Raw genomic sequence first — 23,920 nt, 5'->3', positions numbered from 1 at the left:
TTTATAATTTTTGTTTACTTTCTGTTAACAGGACCACCTCATATTTTAAAAAAGAAAATACTGGTAATTTATTACTAAAAACTACTGAAGATTTATCTTCATCTTCCTTCAGAGTATATGTTTCTATCCAGTTAGACCAGACTACGTTATTTTTTATTTTGTTATATTCAGCTATTCTATACTTAACTTTTGTTCCTTTTTTTATATTTACAAATGCTTTTATTTTTATAGTTTCCATATTGTTAGCATCTGGATTTGCACTGTAATTGTAAACCAAAACATTGTATTTATTTTTAACAGCATCCTTTGTAAAAATTGCATCGATATAGTTATTTCCCTCCCGCTGTTTCCCTTCTTTTTTGCTTTCAAAATACGTATTGCCTTGCATTGTCAACAATAAGTTACTTGCGGGTAAATAAGAAGAACCATCTCCCCATTGAAATATGTTTTGCATATTATTTTGATAAAACATTTTCATCAACCCAATCATAAAACTGTTTTGATGCGCTTCTGGTGCTTTCTTAAAAGAATTGCCTGCTTTACTTAAACTTTTAATTAAAGAATACTCATGCATTTCTAGTTTTGCATTTTTATTCCATTCTGGAATATCTTTAATTACGGCAAAATCCTTATTGTATACCTTATCAAAGTCGGTTCGTTCTGATCTTTGATAAAATGGATAAAATGAAACTCCTACGAAATCATAATGTACGTTATTAGCATTTGCCCATTTTACAAAATCAGTTCCCCATGCATTTTTAGACGAACCCCAAAGAAAATGGGTTCCTACTTTTGCTTTTGGAAGTACCTTATGTATAGCTTTTGAAGAAATTTTATAAAATTCAAAAAACTGCTCTTTAGTTCCAGACCAATGCGAAGGTGTACCAATTTCTCTACCAATATTAAATTGAATTTCTCCTATTTTTTCTGAACCGTAAGTACTAACCATAAACTTTATTACTTCTTTTAAGTAGTTAGCCCAAGCTTTATTATCTGCTGGTGGCTCTGCGTTTCCATAAGTAGACACTTTTAAAGAATCTCCAACTAATTTTCCTTTTGAATTTCTCTGAAAAGCCCAAGACGGATTGTCTAATACTATTTGATGAATTTCTAACCCTTTATCTAATATTCCGTCCACTTGTTTTTTTAGCAAGGTAAAATCTGTGTAGAATTTTTTAGACTTGGCATCCCATTTATAAGAATCTTTGGTTATATCTGCAATCCCTTTTTTAGCGATACCTCCTAAAGGTCTAACGATACAAAACTTAGCATTTTTATTATCTCCTGCTGAATTTACGCCGTTTACAGGGGTAATTCTGTTGTACACATTTAAGTGATAAGGCATTACTTGCTTTGTATGTCTATTTTCTGTAAAGTCTGCTTTAAATATAATTTGAGCCTGTATAGTTCCTAAAAAGCTAAACCAAAACAGTAAAATTTTTAAAAAAAAATTTCTTTTTTTATTCATTCTCCTCTTTTTTTCAACTAAATTTTGATTTAGTTATCCTATGCAAGTTTTTAAGATTTAGAAATTTCGAATTCCTGGAACTATTTTGATATGGTAGGCTTTTTTATCTTGCCCCCATTTTAAGACAATCAATTGTTGAGATTTCGGGTCCCAAATAAAATCTGATGGATTGCTATTTTTAGTGGTCTTGTACACTTCTAATCCAACATTTTTGAGCGGATTATAATACATTATAAAATCTTTATTAATGATGATTGAAAATCCGTCTGGATAATGTCTATTTTGACCAATAAATATTTTTGAAGCCCCCTTTTTATTGTCTGATATAATATTGATATCTAACGCTCTTTTAGCAAAATTAAATAGAAAAGATTGAATATCTCCAGCAATAACTTGCGGAAAAGGTCTTGAAATTACATCTGTAATATATTTACGTTCTACAGTACCTGCATCTGTTTTATCACTAAAAATAGACCAAGTAGATGGTCCTCCTGGTAAAAAATTTTGCATAGTTCTATTTCCTAAAAACCAAGCTTTTATAGAACCCACCCCCATTTGATCAAAAACTTCTGCAGTTTTAATATATAACTCTTTGTATTTTAACTGTCCTAAATTTCCTTGCATTAAGGTATCTGTTTTTGCAAATGTAGGAAACCCCCACTCTCCAATAAGTATAGGTGCCTTAATCATATCTGATTCCCTATCAAAACGATCCATATTTTTTTTAATAAAATCGATATTGTTTTGATAAATATGAGGTGCAAAAATAATGTTTTCACGATCTATAATAGATGTAATTTCTGCATATTGATTGTTGTCTATTTTTTCTCCTTTATTCATAAAAATAGACTGTAATAAGATTTTCTTTTTTGGATTTATCTTTTGACTTTCGTCTATTATTCTTTGATACAAAGGAATTAAATATTTATCAGTTAAATCGTTATACGAAATATCCATCTTAAGTTTTCTTGGTTCATTTACAACATCATACCCTAAAACGAAATCGTTATCTGCATATCTTTTCCAAATTACTTTCCAAGCTTTAATGTATGTTTTGTATTGTTTGTCTTTCTTGTTTTCCCAAAACTCTTCCCAAACAAACCTATCTACACCATAAACTGTCATTTTAAAAACCGTTTTAATACCATGGTTTTTACCTAAATTTACCAACTCATCTAACTTTAAAAGGTATTTAGGCTCAAGTTTACCTCCTGGAAATTCACTTAATTTACCTAGTTCTAAACGAATTACTTGTGTGTTAGCACCCATTCTAACCTGTCTTGCATAATCATCACTATTAAAAAAAACTTCTCCTTTATGATCGTTGGTATTTATAACAAAACCTCTAGGTATAACATGTCTCCCATGTTGATCCCTTAACCCATGCTTTATTTGAGAAAAACTATTAATAGTTACTAAGCTTACAAGCAATAATTTAATACTAATGTGCTTCATTTTTTATGCGTTTATGTTCTTTTTTACTTGTTATTTTTGATTTTTTACTTTTACAGTTATACTAGATAGATAACCAATTCTATGTGATTTAACTAATAACACATCGTTTTCATTTACATGAATAGGTTTGGTATACACAGACCACCTTTTTGATTTTGCATCTGTTTTATAACCAATTGAGGCACCTTCTGTTTCGCATGTAATTACTGCTTTATTAGATACAAATGCTACTTTTGGAGCTTTGGTTTTTGGTTTTGTTTTCTGATGTTTCCATAATTTTTCCACCAATTTGTCTTCAGGTAAGGTTGGGTCATCTTTTATATTGAGCAACCAAGTATCCATTTCTTTTCTTAATTCTATTAATTTGTCTTTATATTCTAGATTATTTGCCAAGTTATTGAGTTCATAAGGATCATTTTTACAATCAAATAATTCTTCTTTCGGTTTTTCTCCTCTAAACCATTGCATCTGAATATCATTTAGATTACCTGCATCTCTTAAACGTAATAATTCTTGCATAGCAGGAATTTTTTCTCTGTATGTTATTGGTAAATAATAGCCTTTTTGCGGCATATAATTTCTAATATATTTAAATTGAGGATCTCTTACTGCTCTAATAACATCTCTCTCTGCATCAAACCTATCTGCTGCTGCATGAATATATTTACGGTCTTCCTTTTTGTAATTTCCTAAAAAAGCTTGCCCTTGCATGTATGTTTTAGGTTGTTGATTAATTAAAGATAATAGTGTTGGCGCAAAATCTACAAAGCTTACCAATTTATCATCTTTTGTACCTGCTTTTGCTTTGTTTGGAAAGCGCACTATCATTGGTGTGTTTAAACCAGAATCATAAATCAATCTCTTTTCTTTTGGTAAAGGCCCTCCATGATCTCCGTAGAAAAAAATAATGGTGTTTTCTAACAAACCATCGTCTTCTAATTGTTTTAAAATTGCGCCTACTTGCTTATCCATTTCGGCAATATTGTTGTATAGTTTCCACATATCTCTCTGTGTAATATCATTATCTACTAAATAAGGTGGAACATCAAATTTTGTATCTTTTGGTATATGAACAGGATTCTCTGATTCTGGAATTCTATTTTTAGAATCTGGCAAACCATTTTTTTTCCACTCGTAAGTTCTATCTCCTGCATGATAGTGCCTTGTTTCAACTTGTCTAAAGCCATATGGCTCAAACAAACCAGACTCATGCGTTTCGGTAAAATTAAATACTGCAAAGAAAGGTTGGTTTTTATCTCTATTTCTCCAATGAGCATATTTACTACTTTCATCCCAAGCAGTAACAGGCGCTTTAAATTGATAATCTGTTTTGTAGTTATTTGTACAATAATATCCATTAACTCGCATAAGTTCGCTTATCATTTTAACTTGAGCTGGAGGTACAGCTTCATATTTTGGCAAACCTGTTGCTTCTGTATTAGAGGTTGTTCTCATATGATTTGCACCAATACTAGAAGGGTACATACCAGTAGCAATAGCAGCTCTACTAGGAGCACAAACACCTGAGGTAGAGTATAGATTTGGGTAAATAACTCCTTCTTTAGCTAGTCTAGTTAAATTTGGTGTTTTTACAGTATTGTCTCCAAAAGGAGGAATATACGCACCCATATCTTCTGTAACCAACCAAAGAATATTGGGTTTATTTATAGTGTTTACAATACCGTTCTTTTTTACTGTATTTTCTTTACTTGTTTGACATGCAAAAAAAAAGAAACATAACGTGCTTAAAATACCAAATTGAATTGAACAAAGTTTCATAAAGTTTTAAATGGTGTTAGTTAACTCAAAAATAACTAGAAAAAAGACTTTTCTAATCCTGTAGTGTCAGGACTTTTGTAATTATGAGTCTCATTTATTTCTATTTCAAATATTTTGGTTTCTCTTATAGCAAATCTGTTTTATAAACACACTGATTCTGCTGTAAAATGCTAAGTTTCTATGTTAAAAACAAAAAAGGTCGATTTTAAATACTTAAAATCGACCTTTTTTATAATTAGTATTACTATTACTCTGGAGTTAACTCTATCAATTTAACCGAATGGGGAGCTAAATCTACTTTTAAAGTTAATTGACTATCTTCTGTACTTACAATAGAATCATTTACAGTTTGTGCTAATTTAGAAAGTTCTTCATATTTAGATAAATTACTATTTAAAACATTAACCCAACCATCTTCAAAACGATCTGAAGGTCTGTTACCATATATACGTCCGTTTAGTTTTTCTCCTACACCTGCATTTCTAATATCACTATACAACTCATTCATTAGAACACTGTGGTCTTTATCTATTGTCCACTCGTTCATTTTCCATGTTGTGTTATTAGAAATTTGATTACCCTCTAATCTTGGGTATATTGTTTTAGCATTTGTACTACTTCTTGTGGTATTATGATTGTATGCAAACAAATAAATTTTACCATCTTTAGCTACTGGAATAACTCCTGTAAAACCTGATAAATTATGTGAAGCAAACATTCTCATTCCTCCTTCTAATTTTAAGAACATTTCTGTAACTGTTCTTCTACCAGTAGGTAAGTCACTATTCTCTAATTCTTGCCCCCAATCGTAAATTTCTGTAATGTCATATTTATATGCTAAGTCTGCAATAGTAGCGTACCAACTTGCTCCTAATTCTGTTCCGTCACTTAAACTAACACCTCTAACTCCATTATCCCCTCTTAAAATACCAAATTCTTGAATGTCAAAAGGAATATTACTAAACTGAGAAAAACTATTTAATTTATCTCTGTAGGGTTTTACAACCTCTTCAAACCTTAATTCCCTTTTATCTAATTTTTCATAATAAGAAAGCGAAAAGAAATCCATTTTAGTACCTCTTTCTCCTGTTGCAAAATTGATACCATTAGCACAATGATCAATTATTTCTGTAGTAAAAGTAGCTGCATTTTCTGTAAGCAAATTACCAGGACCAACTAAGGCATCTGGTACTACTTTGAGTACTTCATCTACTGTTATATCATAATGCCTAAAGAACTGATCTCTTGTTCCTCTCCAGTGATTTGGGGTAAAATTAGGCTCTGTAGCTATTCTAAAACGCCATGTTCTTACTTCATCTAAACCAAACTCATCTACTAAGGCTGTCATATATGCATTTACATATTGTCTCCATATTCCATAATCATTTGGCGGTTTAGAATTACCAAAAGCATCTTCTACCCTAGGCAAACTCATTTCCCAAGGAACATTATCTAACACTATTCTTGGTTTAAAACCCGTTAACATAAAGTTTTTCAAACTTGTAATTAGGCCTCTAAAATCAACGATAATGTTACCAGATTCATCTACTCCTTTGTAGAAATTATTTCTATTATCATTTCTACCTCCCATCATTCTTACCATACTGTAACTTTTTACATATGGTCTTATCGGGTCTAAAGAGTTTCTAAAATTAACACTGTTAAATCGTGTTTGATTTACCATAGGTCTAGTTGACCAAAAGTTGTAAAACAATCCTTCACCAGATCCTGTATTAATACTTACAATTTTATTTGGATCTATAGCATTTGGATCTTCTTCTTCCTCTTCCTCTTCATCTTCTTCATTTTCTATAACCTCTTCTATATCTTCTACAACTTCGTCTTTAGAACACGACTCTAGAGTAAAACTTAGCGTAAATAACAAAAAGAGAGGTATAATTATTTTGGTAACTACTTTCATAAACTAACTGTTTTATTATATTATTCTTGATTCAAATGTATATATTAAAACGCCTTTTAATGACCTGTAGTGTACTGATAAATTGCAATTTAACGTTACTTTAAGCTATATACTTAAAGTTTTTGTAAAATATTAAAACGTCTGTAAGGTTAATGTTTTTTTAGATACATATTTTTATACTCAACCTTCATTGGAGGACCAACATGTACCTGAACTCCTATAAAACCTTTGTTACTCCTGTTTTTAGTATCTAAATCGGTAACATCACTCATGAGCACACCATTTACAAAATGTTGCATACGATTGTCTTTTACAATTAAATGCATGGTGTTCCAATTAGTATCTTTAATAGATTTTTTTAACTCTTTTTTATCTCCTAAAGAAGCAACTACATTTCTTGTTTGCCAACAATTCTTTTTTACATTTTTTCTAAGGTTTGCTAAAGAAATCGTATCTGGCATAGATTCAATAATTACTTTCTCTCCAATGTAAGCCAAAGTGGTTCGCTTTTTTTCTTCGTAATTTTGACCTGTATACTTGTTTTTACCATCAATATCTGATTGGTACCCTCTTAAAGCAAAAGGAATCTTCTCTATTTTTTCGCTCCTATAATTAACCCCGCTATTTCCAGATTCTGAAATTCTATATTCTAATTTCAACTCAAAATTAACAGGCTGTTCTTTTTCATAAATAACAAAAGAGTTTCTTTTCAAAATTGTCTCTGAGGTAACCTCTCCAGTTAAAATTCCGTCTTTTACAGACCAGTATGTTACATCTCCATACCAACCTTCTAAGTTTTTACCATTAAAAATGGGATAAAACCCACTTTTTTCTTTGGTTTTATCTTGATGATTTTTGCAGGAAACCATTATTATAAATAGCATGCATAGCAGGTAATATTTCTGTTTTATAAAAGTGGTTTTCATTTTTAAAACTTTTTTATGGCTTTAGAATCTCCTTTTTCAACTACCACTTTTTTGCCTTGGTACGCTAAGTTTTTGCCGTCTCCTATGTACAGGGTACAGTTTTGATTGCCTCCATTTTTTCTAATTCTAACAATCGCATAACGCCCCTCAAATTTCAAATCTAAATCTGGTAAAACTATAGCTTCATTCACATCATTAGAAATGATATAATCAGTAATTTCTTTTCCGTCTATGTAGCTGAGTACTTTTGCACCTACCACTTTATTATTCACTTCTAAAACCTCAACAGATTTAACAGATGATTTTTCACCTATAGTTGGTTCAAAAACTGTAACAAAAGGTTTTTTCCAAGCTTCTCCTTTCTGACGAATGACAACTACTTGAGTCTTTTTTTTGTCATAACCGTCTTTAGCTTCTCTTGTTGGCGGAGCAACTGCTTTTGTATATTCTCTCTGCACACCTTCTGGAACAAACATGTGCATATATCTATTGGTTTTACTAACATCAAACCTAATGTGAATTTCATTTTTTATAGGTTGAGATACTTTTTCTTTTTCAAAAAACCTCCATCCAGGAGATTGTACTGGGTCTCCAATATCGTTTTGATACCTTTTTGTTTTTTTAAACTTTAATGTTTTAGCTTCAGAAGTTTGCAAAATCGTTTTGTCACCTATATTATGATAAACGTAATCATGAAATTTATTTTCTTCATAAGATTTAGAACGAAAGATATCTAAATAATACCCAGAAGTTTCACTTGTTCTAACAATACCTAATGTGCGTTGCTGTTTCGCATTATTAACCTCATCCTCTAGTAATTGCGTTGCAAAACTAAACTCTTTGGCAATAGGATCTTGTAAATGCTTGGGTTCTGCTGCTATATTCTTAGCCGTATTTTGCCACACGTATGCGTTTCCCTTCCAAGAACCTTCATCTCGTCCATGAGAAGTTCCGTTTACAATAACAGTGTTGTTACCCGCGTACAATCTAAAATAATTTTCATGCAACGGTACACGTCTTTGCTGCACTGTTTCTGGTAAGCCTGCATTGGGTGCCATTACATGACCAGCACCATACAATTCCATACTAATTCCTGTAACATGAGAATGAACGTAATGAGCACCTCCTATAACACCCGTTAAGCCATAATTAACATTATTTTTTTCTGAATCATTACGTTGCAATGCGATACCTGCATGCTCTATAATTACTGTGGGTTTTTGAAAATCTATACGTTTATTTATAGATTTTGGAATTGGATGTCCCCAAAATAATTGCAGTTCTCTAAAATTATCAAATGTATCGTTTGTCAGTTTTGGTTTGTAACCACCTTTTGCACTGTATGCTTGTGTAAGTGCTATTTGAGCTTTTTGCTCTAACTCTTTATACCCCCTTCTTGTAGCTAAGTCTAAGGTATATCTGTATAGTTTTTCAGTTAAATCTTTGTTTCTTTTAGAGTCTCCAAATCTTACAAAAGTTCTATCTGGGTATCTTAAATTATCAAACAAAAAATTTCCTTCAAAAATATAATTATACTCTTTGGTAATATTTAATTCTGGTTTTATACGGTCTACCACATTTATCATCATAGTAATTGCTGGCATAAAACTATAGCTTAAAGATTCTGGCCATATACCTTGTTTGCCAAATAATGGTAAAATTGTTTTTGTAAACGAGTTTTGATGTGCTGTTCCTTTTTCCCAAAAAACATGAAATAAACGTTCTCTTTCTACATCATCTTCTACACATAAAATAGCAAATAAAGCTCCAGGACCTGTTAATATAGGATGATTAGATACGACACTTCCATACTTATCTGGTTTTCCGTATTCTTGCAACATGTCTCCTATCATGTTTTTTATGGCTTTTTGAGCCTTAGCATTATTAAAAGGAACTCTTTTTTTATATTGATTATCAAAAACTGTTGCTTTAGAAGATTTTAAGTACTCATAAATAAAGTCATAAGCTAAAGCAAAATGAACATATGTTGTTCTTGGATCATAAAAAGCATTACCACTTATAGTTGTATTTTTAGGGTTTCTTTTTACAATTTCATTAATATATGGCATTAGGATATCTGCAGAAAATTTAGCGTACTTAACGTTCTGTGTCAAATAATACAACATAGCAGATTTAGATGCTAATGCTAAAATTTTATGATGCTTTGAAGTAAAAGGATGCGCCTGAAATTCTGTATGTTGTCTGCTATTTTTAGCAAATTCAGGAATTCTATCAAGTATTGCTCTAGGGTTTCTTTGATGACTACTCAGGTAAGGATCTACAAACAAGTGTAGTTGTAATTTAATACTTTTAGCCCAATCATACTTTTCTATGAGTTCTAAAATAGATTCCCTTTGATCTAACGTTGCAAAAATAGTAGGGTGTTGTAATGATTGTGATGAAGTAATTAATGTAAAAAAAGCAAAAATTACGAATATTATTTTTTTCATTTAATTTTTATTAATCTACAGTTAGTTTACTTTTCCACCAATTTTCATTTGGTTTAAAATCTCTAGACAAAACATCCAATCTATTTTTTTCTAACGATTTCATTTTTTGATTAGCCATTTGAAAAAGTCTTTTTGATGCTTTACTAGTGTCATATTCTAGGTCTTTTTTAGGGTATTTTGCATTAACCTCTTCTAACCAAGATAGTAATTTAAGTTTTAACTCTTTTGCTTTGTAAGGATACTGATTTACAACATTCTGGTCATCTTGTTCTTCTGATGGAAGTTTATACAGTTCTTGATGATTGTCTTCCCAGTAATGAATTAACTTCCAACCATTTTGTTGAATTATAGAGGAAGGGGATCCTCCTTGGTTTCCATAGTGTGGATAATGCCAATATAAAGGTCTATTTGTTTCAATTTGCTTTCCTTCTAAAATTGGTTTTAAACTTATACCGTCTATGTGTTGTTTTGGTTTTAGTGGAATGTTTGCAAAATCCAACAAAGTTGGATAAAAATCTGTATGAATTACCGGAAAGTCTGACGTTTTAATTTTAGAATTTAACCACGGAATTTTAATAAAAAAAGGTTCTCTTATACCACCTTCCCATTGATATCCTTTACCACCTCTTAAAGGTAAATTACTCGTTGAATAATTATCTCCTGAAGCTACCCCTCCATTATCTGAAGTAAAGATTACAATCGTATTTTTATCTAAACCATTTTCTTTTAACGCATTTAAAACAATACCTACAGCATCATCCATAGTCTCTACTAAACCAGCGTAAATAGGATTATCCTGTACTTGTCTAATTGGTAAAACACGTTCCATCTTGTAACCTGTTTTAGCAATACCTAAACTATCAGCTTTGTTTCTATACTTATTCCATTTTTTTTCTGAAGTTTGAATAGGTGCATGAACAGCATAAAATGATAGAAATGCAAAAAAAGAGCTATCTTTTTGTTGATTTATAAACTGTGCCGTTTCTTCTGCCAAACGAATGCTAAGATTTTCTCCTTTGTGCTTACTTTTTAGTTTTGGGTTTTTCCAAGGACTAAAAAATCCGCCAGCTGGCCCTCCCCTATGAAAACCACCTTTATTGATATCAAACCCATGATTCTCTGGATAAGATCCTTTATCACCTAAATGCCATTTTCCTGCAAAAAAAGTTTTGTATCCTGAATTTTTAAAAGCTTCTGCCATGGTTATATCTTCTTTTGGCAAAGCCATAACGTAATCTGCTGGTAACAATTTATCAAATCTTTTTCTTGATCTCCAATTTTTACCCGTTTTTGCTCCAATCCAATCTGTAATACCATGTCTTGCTGTAAACTTACCTGTAAAAATACTGGCTCTTGAAGGGCTACATACTCTACTAGCTGCATACCCTCTTGTAAACATTGTACTTTCTTTAGCTAGTTGATCTATATTAGGTGTTTCATAAAAATGACTTCCTGTAACACCTAAATCATGATAACCCAAATCATCAACCAAAACAAATAGGATATTAGGTTTTATATATTTTTTTACTCTCTTTTCTTTACACGAAAAAAAGGAAAATAATAGAAGAATTAATAAGCATTGAACAAGCTTTAAAGATTTGAAATTCAATAATTTAAAGAGTTATATTTTTATAATTTTTTTAACAAAACCATTCTTTTTATCAGAATTACTAATAAAATAGACACCACTTTGTAAATCGCTAAGATCAATTATTTCTGTTTCTAAAGTGGTTTGTATTGTACGAATTGCTGCTCCGTATATGTTAGAGATAATTAAAGTTGTATTTAACGGTAAGTTTGATATTTCTAATTTTCCTGTGGTTGGGTTGGGGAAAAATTTTGTAACCGTAGCTGATATTTCATCTGTTGATAATGAGGCATCAAAACATGAAGATTCTGGATTGTTTAAATTAAAAGCAGTAGAATCAGAAACATTACTTCTTCTTAAGACCATTTTATCAATAAAAAAGGAATTTGACCTAGCATCAACAATTACAGAATAATTACCAGGAGTATTAAAAGTTGCCCAAATAAATCTAAAAGAATCTCCATCATTAGCATTTGTTACAAAGCCCCATCTCTGATCTTCTGGGCCTGTTGGACTTCTGTTCATAAAAGCTTTAAAAAAACCTTCTGTACTAGAACCCTCTGGACAATTTCTATTTGGGTTATTGTTGCAATTAGGTCTTGGTTCTACAACTTCTGTTGAAGTAGGACTATTCTGCTTGGTAGCAAAAAAGTCATCTGCTTCAATACGCAACCATGCATCATTATGTTCACCCCTAGATGTACCTCTTCCAATACGGCCACGCCACGCAAATCTATAGGTACCAGAGTTATTAATTTTTATGTTATAAGTAATTGGTGCACCAGAAAGTCTATTAAAAGATTCTGTGCCATTCCAAAATATATAATCAATTGTAGCCCCTGATACATTAGGATCTGATTCACTTCCTTTTTGCCAATTTGATCCAGAAGGCAAAACACCAGATTCCATCTCTATAGTCAATAAACCATCTTTTTCTTCAAAAGGCAGTACACCATTACATGCAGATGTTTGAGAGAAAAGCGTACTGGTTGTTATAAAAAGAACAATTAAAAAAATATGATTTATCTTATTTTTATTCATCATTTTAATATTTGGGTTAATTGCTCAATATTAACCAATAACAGTTTTAGAAGTGTCCTGTTGTGTGAGGATATTTTATTTTTTTAACTTTTTTTTAGAATTCTTAAATTTCAATTACCTCGTTCATATTCAGTATCTATTCAAAAAATAAATGTTGTTAGTCTTTTTTTTGTTTAGTGTTAGATAGTTCAAATTGGATACCTAAAGAAACGCCGTATAATTGTTCTAACTCTCTTTTACTTCTTCTGAAGAATGATGATTGAGGTGGCGTTTGCAATGTATCCCAAAACTCAGGATGATATGGTAAATTTATGTCTCCCATATCAATATTGTAACCTCCAAAACTTTTAAATTTACTATTATTTTTATCAGTTTCTACATTTAATACAATAGCCTCATGTCTGTATGCTAAGTCTATTGTATCTGTTTGAATTTTTAAAATAGTTTTCAGTATTTTATTTATTGTTTTCTTAATTTTATATTCTCTGTTATGATAGCTTAAATATAATTTTCCTTCTGAATTTTTTTTATAAATATATACTGCATTTAAAGCTGACATGTCTATTTTAAAAATACCATAAGTATCCATACCTATATAAAATCTAACCCTTTCTGTACTTTTTTTTGAAGTTCCTTTTAAGATAATCACATCTTCACTATCATAAGTGGTAGTTCCAACTCTTTCCCAGGTATATTTTTTATCAAAATCTGCACTCCTTAAAGGGTTATTATCTGTCATATATGCTAAAGAATGTTTTCCTTGTTTCAGTTTCAAAAATCTATAATCTGCTGATTTTCTAATTTCTACAACTCCTATTTTTAAAAAATTACTACTTACAGGGCCTTTATCTAAAACCTTAACGTATTGCTCTACAAAAAAATGAGGTTTTTGATGTTCTATAGAAAAACGACGCGATAAAATAGCCAATTGGTGTCTACTACTTAATGTATATTTTTTAAATGTTTTTTTGCCAATTTTATATAATCTAGAGGCAACAATAGAGATATTTCATCTAAAGTTGCTACACTTTCAAATAAAACGATACTCTTTGTTTTTTTCTTTAAAAATGCTTCAACAGTAATTTTTTTTGTTTTAAAACCTAGACTAGAAATTTCTATAATTGCTTTAAAATCTGAGTCTAAAACTTTTAGGCTAAAATTTCCGTCTGCATTACTTGAAGTTCCTTTATTTTTTGCTGGTATACTAACAGCTACATATGGTAATCCTTTATTATTTTGATCTACAATAATTCCATTAAGGGTAAATCCTTTTTGTGCAAAGCTTGACAGAACTAGCATACATATAAAAACAACAGTAGTAATAGTTCTAATCATTTTAATTGTATGCTGACAAATTTAATCAAGCTCTTTAAGATTTAGAGTATACTACTAGATATTTTCCAGAACCTAATACAATTGTATTTTTTTCTATTTTGATACTATTCTCTTTTTGAAAATCTTCAAGAGAATCTCCATTGATTTTAACTGACTTTAACTCATCATCAGTTAAAATTACTTTCGCTTTTGTGTTAAAAGGAACATTAAAATCTATAGACAACACCTTATTTTTAAAAGACCAGTTACTTTTTATCGAACCGTAAGGTGTAGGAACTGATACTTTAGTATGCGTTACTTTACTTGGAAATTCTGGATTAACGGTAAACTCTTTAAATCCTGGTGCTTCAATTGACGATTTTATTCCTCCTAAAGATTCATAAAAATAGGTTGCAAAACCACTATGCATTGGGTGATTTAACGAATTTGTTGGTCCTTCCATTTCTTCCCAAACAAATTGACGCTCTGGCCATGTTGTAAAACCAGAGTTCATCACATACGTCTGACTAGGAAATTCTGGTGTTGTTAAGATTTCATGTGCTAAATCTCCTTTTCCGTTTTCGGTTAACACGGTATAGATATATCTATTTCCATGAATTCCAGTTGAGTGATGCCCACCTTTTACAGCAACAATATCATGTGCTAAACCATTAACCACACTTTCTATTTCATTTTCTGGCACAATACCAAATTGTAATGCTTGCACAGTAGCTGTTTGACTCTGATACCATTTGTAGCTGGTATTAGGAATACCTACTAAAAACTCTTTATTAAATGCTTTTTTTAATGCTTCTTTTTCTTGTTTCATGTGTGCTTCATAGCTAGCATCGTTATTCATTTTAGCAAATCTTTCCATAATACCTAACACGTCATAGAAGTAAGCATTTGCAGAAATAATTGGGTCACATTCCATAGCTTTCGGATTTTTACGTCTGTCCCATCTTGGTGGACACCAATCTCCCATACCATCTTGCATAATTCCATTATCCCCTTTGTAATTCAAATAGAAATCTGTTAACCCTTTCATAGGTTCGTAATAGTCTTTTACAATAGTTTCATCTCCATAAAACTTATAGTTATACCAAGGCAAATACATGGTAGCTACTCCCCAATCTATTTTTGCATAGGTAGATGTACGTTTTCCTGGAGCAATCATTGTTGGTACTAACCATTTTTTTTCTGGATTATTATGTCCTTTAGTAGGGCGCATCTGTGTTTTGATGTCTTCCATATATTTTTTGTAGAAATCGTACATATCATAATTATAAAGTGCATACTCACAAAAAGCATGTGCATCTCCTAACCAACCACACTTTTCTCTATGTGGGCAATCTTCTGGAATTCCATGTACATTATCTACAATAGTCCATTTGCTAATGCTATGCATTTTGTTTAACAATTCATCCGAAGAAGTAAAATTTCCAGTTTCTTGAATATCTGTAGCCACCAAAACAGCTTTAATCATATCTGCATCTGGTTTTCTAGAAATACCTGTAATTTTAGCGTATCTAAATCCATGATAACTAAATTTAGGTTCCCAAGATTCTAAATCATCTCCTTTACAAATGTACTTGTATATTTGAGCCATTCCGTTTGCTCCGCCTCCTGTAGATCCTTTAAAAATATCTTTTCCATTTGTTAACAAGGCTTCTGTAGTAACAACCTCTATTAATTGCCCTTCTTTTTCTTTAACATTTAGTTTTACCCAACCCGCAATATTTTGACCAAAATCTACAATCCAGTTACCATCTGACCCTTTAAAAACTTTTTGCGGTTCAAACTCTTTTAATTTTTTAATCGGTGGAATTTGACTTGCACTTATTTTTTTAACATCAGGTGATGTTACTTTTGCATTACCCCATTTGGCATCATTATAGCCAACAGTATTCCAGTTACCCAATTCATAACGTGCATCATAAGTATCTCCACCATAAATGTTGTTAAACACAATTGGCCCTGTAGCTTCTTTCCAGTTTTCATCTGTATAAAAGTCTGCTGAAGTTCCATCAGTAAAATTCAATTTTACCAAACAACGCACTGTTGGTTGCCCGTAAGAAACTCCTTTTTTATTCGATTCTGGATCTCTACTCCAAGAAATATTTTGTCCGTAAAATCCGTTTCCTAATATAATTCCGAAAGCATTTTTACCAGATTTTAATTGTTCTGTAATATCATAATTTACATAATATGCTTGCTTATCGTAGTTAGATGGTGCTGGGTCTAAGACATGATCCCCCACCTTATCTCCATTTAAATACAACTCGTAATACCCTAATCCACAAATATAAACTTGTGCATTTTCAACCTTTTTATCAAGCTCTAATTCATTTCTAAAATAACTAGCCGCAAAACCATTTACTGGCTTTGACTCTTTCATGTTACCTCTTTTATAATCTCTAAAACGATGCTCAGAAGTTCTCGTATCTTTATTTAAAGTAATCCATTTAGAATTTGCCCAGTTTTTAGAATTCAGTAAACCCATTGTAAATTCTTGAACGTCTGACCAGTCCGAAGATGCACTTTTTTCGTCCCAAATTTTTACTTTCCAAAAATACGTCTGTAATGCTTCTAAATCTTTTCCTTGGTATTTTACAAATGTAGATTTGGTACTTGCTACTTTATCAGAATTCCAAATATCAGCATCGTTATCATTTAATTTTCCTTTTGATGATGCTACTAAAATGTGATAAGCAGATTGTGATTTGTTAAAACCATCTACGTTAACAACCCAAGAAAACAATGGTTGTTTACTTTCTATTGAAGATGGATTCTGTTTTGTATTTAAAGATAGTTTCTCAAAAGACATTGAGCTACTAGAAGTAGTAACATTATTACAAGAAGTTAGAAAAACTGCTATAAAAAATATTGAATATAAAATTTGTTTGTTTATCATTTTAAGGATGTTTATTGTAATACCCTAGTAAGTTATCTAAAGTTTTCTTATTTACTAATTTAGTTTTGTTTATTTTTAATTTGAAATTTAAACTCTTTCAAGTTTAATAGGATACGCCTTATTTGCGTTCCATTGGCACACGTATAAATTTTCATCGTTATCAACACACACATCGTGGCAATGACGAAAAATTGGTTTTTCTTGAACCATACGTTGCAATTTTCCTTTTTTGTATGTTGGTTTTGTACCTCCAGGATTAGAAACAACTTTTCCCTTATCATCTAAAATAGTTACAAAACCTGATTTAGGGTTGATATTAAAAGGATGTGTATTTTTATCACCTTCTACATAATCGATATCTGAGGACCAACAAACTCCGGAATATAAGTTCTCATTATGAATTACAGGACGACAGACAAACGCTCCTGGTAAATCTATTTGCTCTATATACTTACCATCTAACGTAAAACGTTTGAAACAATTTGTTGCTCTAGATGTTATTAATAAAGTTGGTTCTCCTTTCCCTCTATAGTCTATACAAACACCATGAGCAGTTTGGAATTGATTTTGACCTGTACCCCTTCCTTCACCTATTTTTCTAATAAACTCCCCGTCTTTTGTAAACTGTAAGATGTAATTTGATCCATAACCATCTGCAATATAGATATCTCCATTAGGACCAATAGCACTTTCCGTAGGGTTAAATTTATCCTTTTTCTCGTAAGCCCCGTATTGAGAAGGATGTCCAATAATCATTAGCTCTCTTCCGTCAGTGGTTGTTTTTATCAGACTTTTTCCTTTTGAATCGCAGATAAATAAGAAATCTTCAGAGCCATCATTCCATAAAGACAAACCGTGTCCGCCTTTGTAACGAATACCCCAAGAATCTAATAATTTACCAGACTTATCATAAATTAAAATATTATTTTTAGTGTTATCTCCAACAACAATTAAACGACCTTTAGAGTCCATTACCATTTCGTGGCAGTTTTTAACAGGTGTTTTTGCTCTGTCTAAATCTCCCCAAGATTTATGTACTTTGTACTTAAAATTTCCATGTCCAATAATAGTATCGTACATTTTAGGTTTCGATTTTAATATATTAAAATGTGGTGTAACTAAAATACCTGCTGCTGCTTTAACTGTATTTCCTAAAAATTGTTTACGATTCATTCTTTTTTGTTTTTAAGCTTTCATTTCTTTTCCAAAAAGGTCTAATATTGGTTTTCCTTTTCCATCTGGAGTGGTATAAAAAGGTCTACTTTCTACGTTATAATGTGTTTGAGAATCGATACCCAAAGCATGATAAATAGATTGATGTACTTGATCGATAACTACTGGTTTTTCTATAGAAACACAAGGTCTTTCATCTGCAGTTTTACCATAAACCAACCCTTTTTTTACGCCTCCACCCCATAGTAAAATAGAGCCTCCATCCGTAAAATGACGGTGCATTCCATAATGTCTAATATGCTCAATTTTATCTGGTTGTCTTCTGGCCTGATCTCTTACTTCTTCCCCTGGTCTACCTTCCATAATAGCATCTCTACTAAACTCACTTGCCAAAATAACCAAGGTTCTATCTAAATGACCAGATTCATCTAAATCTTTAATTAATTGCGCAACAGGTCTATCTATAAGTTTTTTCATTTGTTTTACTCTAGTATGCCCGTTCGCATGCGTATCCCATCCTAAAAATGGTTCATACTCTGTAGATACAGAAATAAATCTTCCTCCATTTTGTGCCAAACGTTTTGCTAGTAAACAACCTAATCCAAAACGACCTGTATTGTATATATTGTATTTTTCTTTTGGCTCTAAAGACAAATCAAACACTTTAGCTTCTGGAGAATTCAAAAGTCGATACGACTGCTCCATAGAACGCATTAACGATTCTCTTTGGTAATCGCTTGCTTGCTCCATTACTTCGCTCTTGTTAGCCAATTCTTTGTACAGTTTATAGCGCGCTTCAAATCGTTTTAAAGACATTCCTTTTGGAGGGCGAACACTGTCTAAACCTTCTGAAGGATCTGGAATTAAAAACGGACCATATTCGCTACCTAAAAAACCAGCTGTATGAAACGCCTTTAATTCTTCTGCTTCTCCCATTGTAAAACGTTGCCCAATAGAAATAAATGGAGGTATTACAGGATTTGCAGGTCCTAATTCTTTGGCGATCCACGCGCCAATATGAGGCGCTTGTACAGATTGTGGTGGTTCGTAACATGTATGCCAATGAAATTGGTGTCTTGTATGTAGTATAAATCCTAAATCTGCTGCTTTGTATGACCTAATAATAGCTCCTTTATCCATTACATTTCCAATAGATTGTAAACCTTCAGAAAATTCTAAACCATCTACCGCTGTTGGGTGTTTTGGAAATGTACTTAACACACTGTTAGTTTCTAATCCTTTTTCAAAAGGCGCATATTTTTTTGGATCAAAGGTTTCTGTATGTGCCATTCCTCCTGCCATCCATAGTAAAATAACACTATCTGCAGACGCTGCCATTTTTTGCACTTCGGTAGAACAAGAACTTAAAAAACTTGCTACAGGAATGGTAGTTGTAGACGCAGCAATACTTGCTGCTGTCATTTTTTTGATAAAATCTCTACGAGACCTCATTTTAATATTTTTATCTTTCATAACTTAAGAGGAATTCTTTTAGTTAATAAATTGAAATTCTGGAGAAATTAAAACCGACCAAATTACATCTTGCAGTTGTTCTGCATTAGGCTGATTACCTAAAGAAGCTATTAAAATCTTTTGCTCATCAGATGAAGGGTGCCTACCTAATAACTTCTGATATAAGGTATCTACAATTACACCACTATCTGTACCATATTTCTCTAACCATTTTTCTGCTCCTTTTTCTAAAACTCCATTAAAATATGCTCCATTTGTTAGTTCTAATGCTTGTAATAAAGTAGCCTGTTCTTCTCTTTTAGAAACTACAATTTCTCTATTTGGTCTCCCCAAAGCTTTTAAGAAAGAATGTTGTTTTACCAAACTTGCTCTAGCAAATGTTTTTTCGTGCTCTTTAAATGTAAAGTCTAATAATTTAGCCCAATTGCTATTTCCATAATTCTTGACTTTTTTCCATTTTTTAGTATCAAAATTTAAATTGATCCAATTTTTATTAGGTGTTCTATCTGTACTTTTCCACGTTTCGTTAGAATATAATTTGAATGATTTGCCATCAGTAAAAACAACTTTCATGGCGAATAAAATACTGGCAGGATTGTCTATTTTACCAATATTATTTCCTTCTACAGCGATAATATTATCTCCTTTATGTAACAAATGTGTTACATCGTATTTCCCTACTTTCGTCCAATCATTTCCTTCTCCAACTTTTTTACCATTGATAAAAAGTGAGTAAGCATCATCTACAGAAATTAATACTGAAGCATTTTTTATAGTCTTTTTAGAAAGCTGAAATACTTTTCTAAAATAGCGTTTACCTGGTAATGGCAACACTGTATTTGTTAAATCTTTCTCATGATGCCAAATGCGTTGTGCTGGCATTTTTTCTTCATTAGGGTTGAAAGCAACTGCTTGATAAACTGGCGCAACAACCTGACTAATAGCATCTGAAAATTGTTCTGCACTCAAACGTCTTAAAACAGGACCTTTAAACACATAGTCTTTTTTTAAATCTTCCTGTTTTTTATAATTTACTGTTGGCATTTGGTACGCTTTAGACGTCATGATTCGTTTTATCAGATGTTTTAAATCTGTACCAGAATCTATAAAATCTGCGGCTATCCAATCTAACAATTCTGCATTCCATGGTGTATTGTCCATTTCATCTACAGGTTCAATAATACCTCTACCTATCAAACGCTCCCAAACACGGTTGGTAATGGTTCTATACAAACGTCCATTTTCTTTATTAATCATCACTTCAGATAATTTTAACAAACGTTCTTTTAATGTTTTTCCTGCTACACTACCCAATTCTGGATACAAGAAATTAACTTTTGCTATTTTACCTATTGGCTTGTCGCATCTGTTTAATTCTAATGGCTCATCAGCAAAAATAGATGCAAATCCGTAAGCTTGATCTAAAGTTAAATTACTAACAAAACTGTTATGGCAAGAGGCACATTTTACATTTACCCCCATTAAAGACTGCCCTATGTTTTGTGCGGCTTGCATTTCTGTTGATTGACTCGAATTTACAACACCTCTCCATTTGATTCCCCTAATAAATCCTTCTGAACTTTTATCAGGATTCATTAACTGACTAACCATTTGGTCATAAGATTTATTGTTTTTTAATGAGTTGTATAACCACTTTGTAATTTGAAATCTTCCTTTTGTAATAAAGCCTGTTCCGCTGTAATCATTTCGTAACAAATCATTCCAAAAACTTAACCAATGCTGTGTATAATTTTCTGAATCGTTTAGTAATTCATCTATCAACAATTCTCTTTTCTTAGGATTGCTATCGTTAACAAAAGTTGTTATAGCTTCTGGTGATGGCAATAAACCAACTATATCTAAATAAGCTCTTTTAATAAATTTTCTATCTTCAACTAAAGATTGCCAAGCAACATTATTTTTATCAAAATAAGTACTTACAATTTTATCTATAGGATGCGTTTGTTCTGTAACCTTTGGTAATTCTGGTTTTACCAATTTTAAAGGAGCTTCTGGAAAGACCTTAACTGCTTGGTCTGACCAATGTGCGCCTTCTGTTATCCAAAGTTTTACCAAGGCTATTTCATCTGCAGTTAGCAATTTCCCTTTTGTGGGCATTACCTTTTTATTATCTGCTGGAAGAATAATACGCTTGTATATTTCACTTTCTTCTGGTTTGCCTGCTACTACTGCTAATCCTGATTTTCCGCCTTTAAAAACGCCTTCTTTATGTTCTAGTATCAGTTCTCCTTTTTGCTTGTTTTCACTATGACATTGGTAACATTTGTGTGCAAAAAGGCCTCTTACTTCTAAACTCAGTTTGTCCTTTTGTAATTCAGACAATTCAGATGCTCCTTTTAATTCTGAGAGTAATGCTCCTGATTCTTTATTACTATAAACCTCTTTATTCCCTGGTAAAATTGCAGTCAAATAATCTTCACCATGTGTTAAATTAGCTCCCAAATGACCTGCTATAGTTAGCAAAATAACCGTTGTAAAAAGCATAAATCGGTATGCTTTTAAATTTAATTTCGCCTTTTTTATACTATTTTTTAAAATGATGGCTGTAACTAACCCCAAAATAGCAGTGGCTATTCCTGTATATTGGTGGTTGTCTACCAAATTTCCAGAATAGTCATCTTGGGTTTTTAGAAACCAACCAAAAAGTGCAGAAAAGATTGCAAAACCTGCGCCTATATAAACCATCCAGTTGATGCCTTCTCTAAGTCCTTTTCGTTTGCCTCCTATAGTTAGAAATTCTAGCAATAATGCAACCACCAAAAGACCTATTGGAAAGTGTACCAATAGTGGATGTAATCGTCCTAAAAATTGTAATATCCAATTTGAAGTATCCATATAATTTTAAAAAATATCCTTAAAAATGAACAGTAAATCTATTTTATTCTATTTTTTTATTCATCCTGTAGTGTCTCGTAATTTCAACAAGAATTCGATTAAGAAATCTTAGTTGATTTTCCAAACAAATCTAAAATTGGTTTTCCTTTTCCGTCTGGTGTAGTATAAAATGGACGTCCTTCTATTTCGTAGTGTGTTTGTGTATCTATACCCAAAGCATGATACACTGATTGATGGACTTGATCAATAACCACAGGTTTTTCTATAGAAGAGCAAGGTCTTTCGTCTGCAGTTTTACCATAGACCAATCCTTTTTCTACACCTCCACCCCACATTATAATTGAACTACCATCTGTAAAATGACGATGCATACCATAATACTTTTCATCTTCTATAATATCGGGTTGGTCTACTTGATTTTTAACAAGTTCTCCAGGTCTTCCCTCCATAATAGCATCTCTACTAAATTCGCTTGCTAGTATAATTAGCGTTTTATCTAAGTGCCCTGTTTCGTCCAAATCTTTAATTAATTGAGAAACGGGTCTGTCTATTAGTGCTTTCATATTTTTCGCCCTAATATGTCCATTTTCATGAGTATCCCAACCTAAAAATGGTTCGTATTCTGTAGACACACTAATAAATCTTCCTCCATTCATTGCCAATCGTTTTGCTAATAAACACCCCAAACCAAAGCGACCTGTATTGTAGGTATCATACACTTCTTTTGGTTCTTGTGATAAATCGAAAACCTTAGCCTCAGGAGAATTTAACAAGCGATACGATTGCTCCATAGAACGCATTAAGGATTGACGCTGATAATTGCTACCTTTTTCCATAATTTCGCTTTTATTCACCAATTCTTGGTAAAGCTTATAACGCGACTCAAATCGTTTTAAAGACATGCCTTTAGGTGGTCGTACACTGTCTAAACCACTTGATGGATCTGGAATTAAAAATGGCCCGTATTCTGTACCCAAAAAACCTGCTGAATGAAAGGCTTTTAACTCTTCTGCTTCTCCCATCGTAAAACGTTGTCCAATAGAAATAAAAGGCGGAATTACAGGATTTACTGGCCCTAATTCTTTGGCAATCCAAGCGCCTATGTGTGGTGCTTGTACGGATTGTGGGGGCTCGTAACAAGTATGCCAGTGGTATTGGTGTCTGGTGTGAAGAATATGCCCTAAATCTGCAGATTTATAAGAACGAATTATAGCTCCTTTATCCATAACACTTCCAATGCCTTCCAATCCTTCAGAAAACTCTAAACCATCTACTATTGTTGGTATTTTAGTAAAAGTGCTTAAAATACGTTTGCTTTCTACACCCTTTTCGTAAGGCACATAAGCCTTAGGATCAAAAGTTTCTGTATGTGCCATTCCGCCAGCCATCCAAAGTAAAATAACAGTATCTGCAGTAGCTGCTCTTTTTTGTACTTCTGGAGAACAAGAACTTAAAAAACTTGACATAGAAATAGTAGTTGTAGAGGCCGCAATACTTGCAGCAGTCATTTTTTTTAAAAATTCTCTACGTGAGTTTTGTTTTTCCATTTTCTTTGTTTTTAA

The 23,920-nt window shown here is 32.1% G+C and carries 15 protein-coding genes; all 15 read right to left on the bottom strand.

Going from position 1 to position 23,920, the window contains the following annotated elements; all coding sequences use genetic code 11:
* Position 1: 1 nt before the first annotated feature.
* The gene (locus DUT90_RS13135; RefSeq protein WP_114427628.1) at positions 2–1,468 is read right to left on the bottom strand and encodes an alpha-1,4-L-rhamnosidase; all 1,467 of its coding nucleotides are present in this window, start codon (positions 1,466–1,468) and stop codon (positions 2–4) included.
* Between the two features lie 57 nt (positions 1,469–1,525).
* Complete coding sequence (locus tag DUT90_RS13130; protein WP_114427627.1) at positions 1,526–2,923, bottom strand: cellulase family glycosylhydrolase; 1,398 nt, start codon at positions 2,921–2,923, stop codon at positions 1,526–1,528.
* Positions 2,924–2,953: 30 nt separating this feature from the next.
* On the bottom strand, positions 2,954–4,702 hold the full coding sequence (locus DUT90_RS13125) for a sulfatase (RefSeq protein WP_114427626.1): 1,749 nt from the start codon (positions 4,700–4,702) through the stop codon (positions 2,954–2,956).
* Positions 4,703–4,949: 247 nt separating this feature from the next.
* Positions 4,950–6,623, bottom strand: a complete 1,674-nt coding sequence (locus DUT90_RS13120) for a GH39 family glycosyl hydrolase (protein ID WP_114427625.1) — start codon at positions 6,621–6,623, stop codon at positions 4,950–4,952.
* A gap of 149 nt (positions 6,624–6,772) precedes the next feature.
* Positions 6,773–7,492: a DUF1080 domain-containing protein gene (locus DUT90_RS13115; RefSeq protein ID WP_114427624.1), complete on the bottom strand. Its 720-nt coding sequence runs from the start codon at positions 7,490–7,492 to the stop codon at positions 6,773–6,775.
* A gap of 59 nt (positions 7,493–7,551) precedes the next feature.
* Positions 7,552–9,999: a heparinase II/III family protein gene (locus tag DUT90_RS13110; RefSeq protein WP_114427623.1), complete on the bottom strand. Its 2,448-nt coding sequence runs from the start codon at positions 9,997–9,999 to the stop codon at positions 7,552–7,554.
* Between the two features lie 10 nt (positions 10,000–10,009).
* Complete coding sequence (locus DUT90_RS13105; RefSeq protein ID WP_114427622.1) at positions 10,010–11,608, bottom strand: sulfatase; 1,599 nt, start codon at positions 11,606–11,608, stop codon at positions 10,010–10,012.
* Between the two features lie 12 nt (positions 11,609–11,620).
* On the bottom strand, positions 11,621–12,628 hold the full coding sequence (locus DUT90_RS13100; protein ID WP_181858205.1) for a T9SS type A sorting domain-containing protein: 1,008 nt from the start codon (positions 12,626–12,628) through the stop codon (positions 11,621–11,623).
* Positions 12,629–12,785: 157 nt separating this feature from the next.
* Positions 12,786–13,556 carry a hypothetical protein gene (locus DUT90_RS13095; RefSeq protein ID WP_114427620.1) on the bottom strand — a complete coding sequence of 257 codons (771 nt, stop codon included), beginning with the start codon at positions 13,554–13,556 and terminating at the stop codon, positions 12,786–12,788.
* A 14-nt stretch (positions 13,557–13,570) separates the two neighbouring features.
* Positions 13,571–13,963: a carboxypeptidase-like regulatory domain-containing protein gene (locus DUT90_RS13090; RefSeq protein WP_114427619.1), complete on the bottom strand. Its 393-nt coding sequence runs from the start codon at positions 13,961–13,963 to the stop codon at positions 13,571–13,573.
* Positions 13,964–13,997: 34 nt separating this feature from the next.
* Complete coding sequence (locus DUT90_RS13085; RefSeq protein ID WP_114427618.1) at positions 13,998–16,856, bottom strand: alpha-L-rhamnosidase; 2,859 nt, start codon at positions 16,854–16,856, stop codon at positions 13,998–14,000.
* Between the two features lie 87 nt (positions 16,857–16,943).
* Positions 16,944–18,029: a 6-bladed beta-propeller gene (locus DUT90_RS13080; protein WP_114427617.1), complete on the bottom strand. Its 1,086-nt coding sequence runs from the start codon at positions 18,027–18,029 to the stop codon at positions 16,944–16,946.
* Positions 18,030–18,041: 12 nt separating this feature from the next.
* On the bottom strand, positions 18,042–19,481 hold the full coding sequence (locus DUT90_RS13075; protein WP_114427691.1) for a DUF1501 domain-containing protein: 1,440 nt from the start codon (positions 19,479–19,481) through the stop codon (positions 18,042–18,044).
* Positions 19,482–19,520: 39 nt separating this feature from the next.
* On the bottom strand, positions 19,521–22,358 hold the full coding sequence (locus DUT90_RS13070; protein WP_114427616.1) for a DUF1549 domain-containing protein: 2,838 nt from the start codon (positions 22,356–22,358) through the stop codon (positions 19,521–19,523).
* 98 nt (positions 22,359–22,456) lie between these two features.
* Positions 22,457–23,905: a DUF1501 domain-containing protein gene (locus tag DUT90_RS13065; RefSeq protein ID WP_114427615.1), complete on the bottom strand. Its 1,449-nt coding sequence runs from the start codon at positions 23,903–23,905 to the stop codon at positions 22,457–22,459.
* Positions 23,906–23,920 lie beyond the last annotated feature (15 nt).

Source organism: Polaribacter sp. WD7, assembly GCF_003335085.1.
Lineage (GTDB): Bacteria > Bacteroidota > Bacteroidia > Flavobacteriales > Flavobacteriaceae > Polaribacter.
The sequence above is the reverse complement of the archived record's forward strand: the minus strand, read 5'-3'. Positions and strand labels throughout refer to the sequence as shown.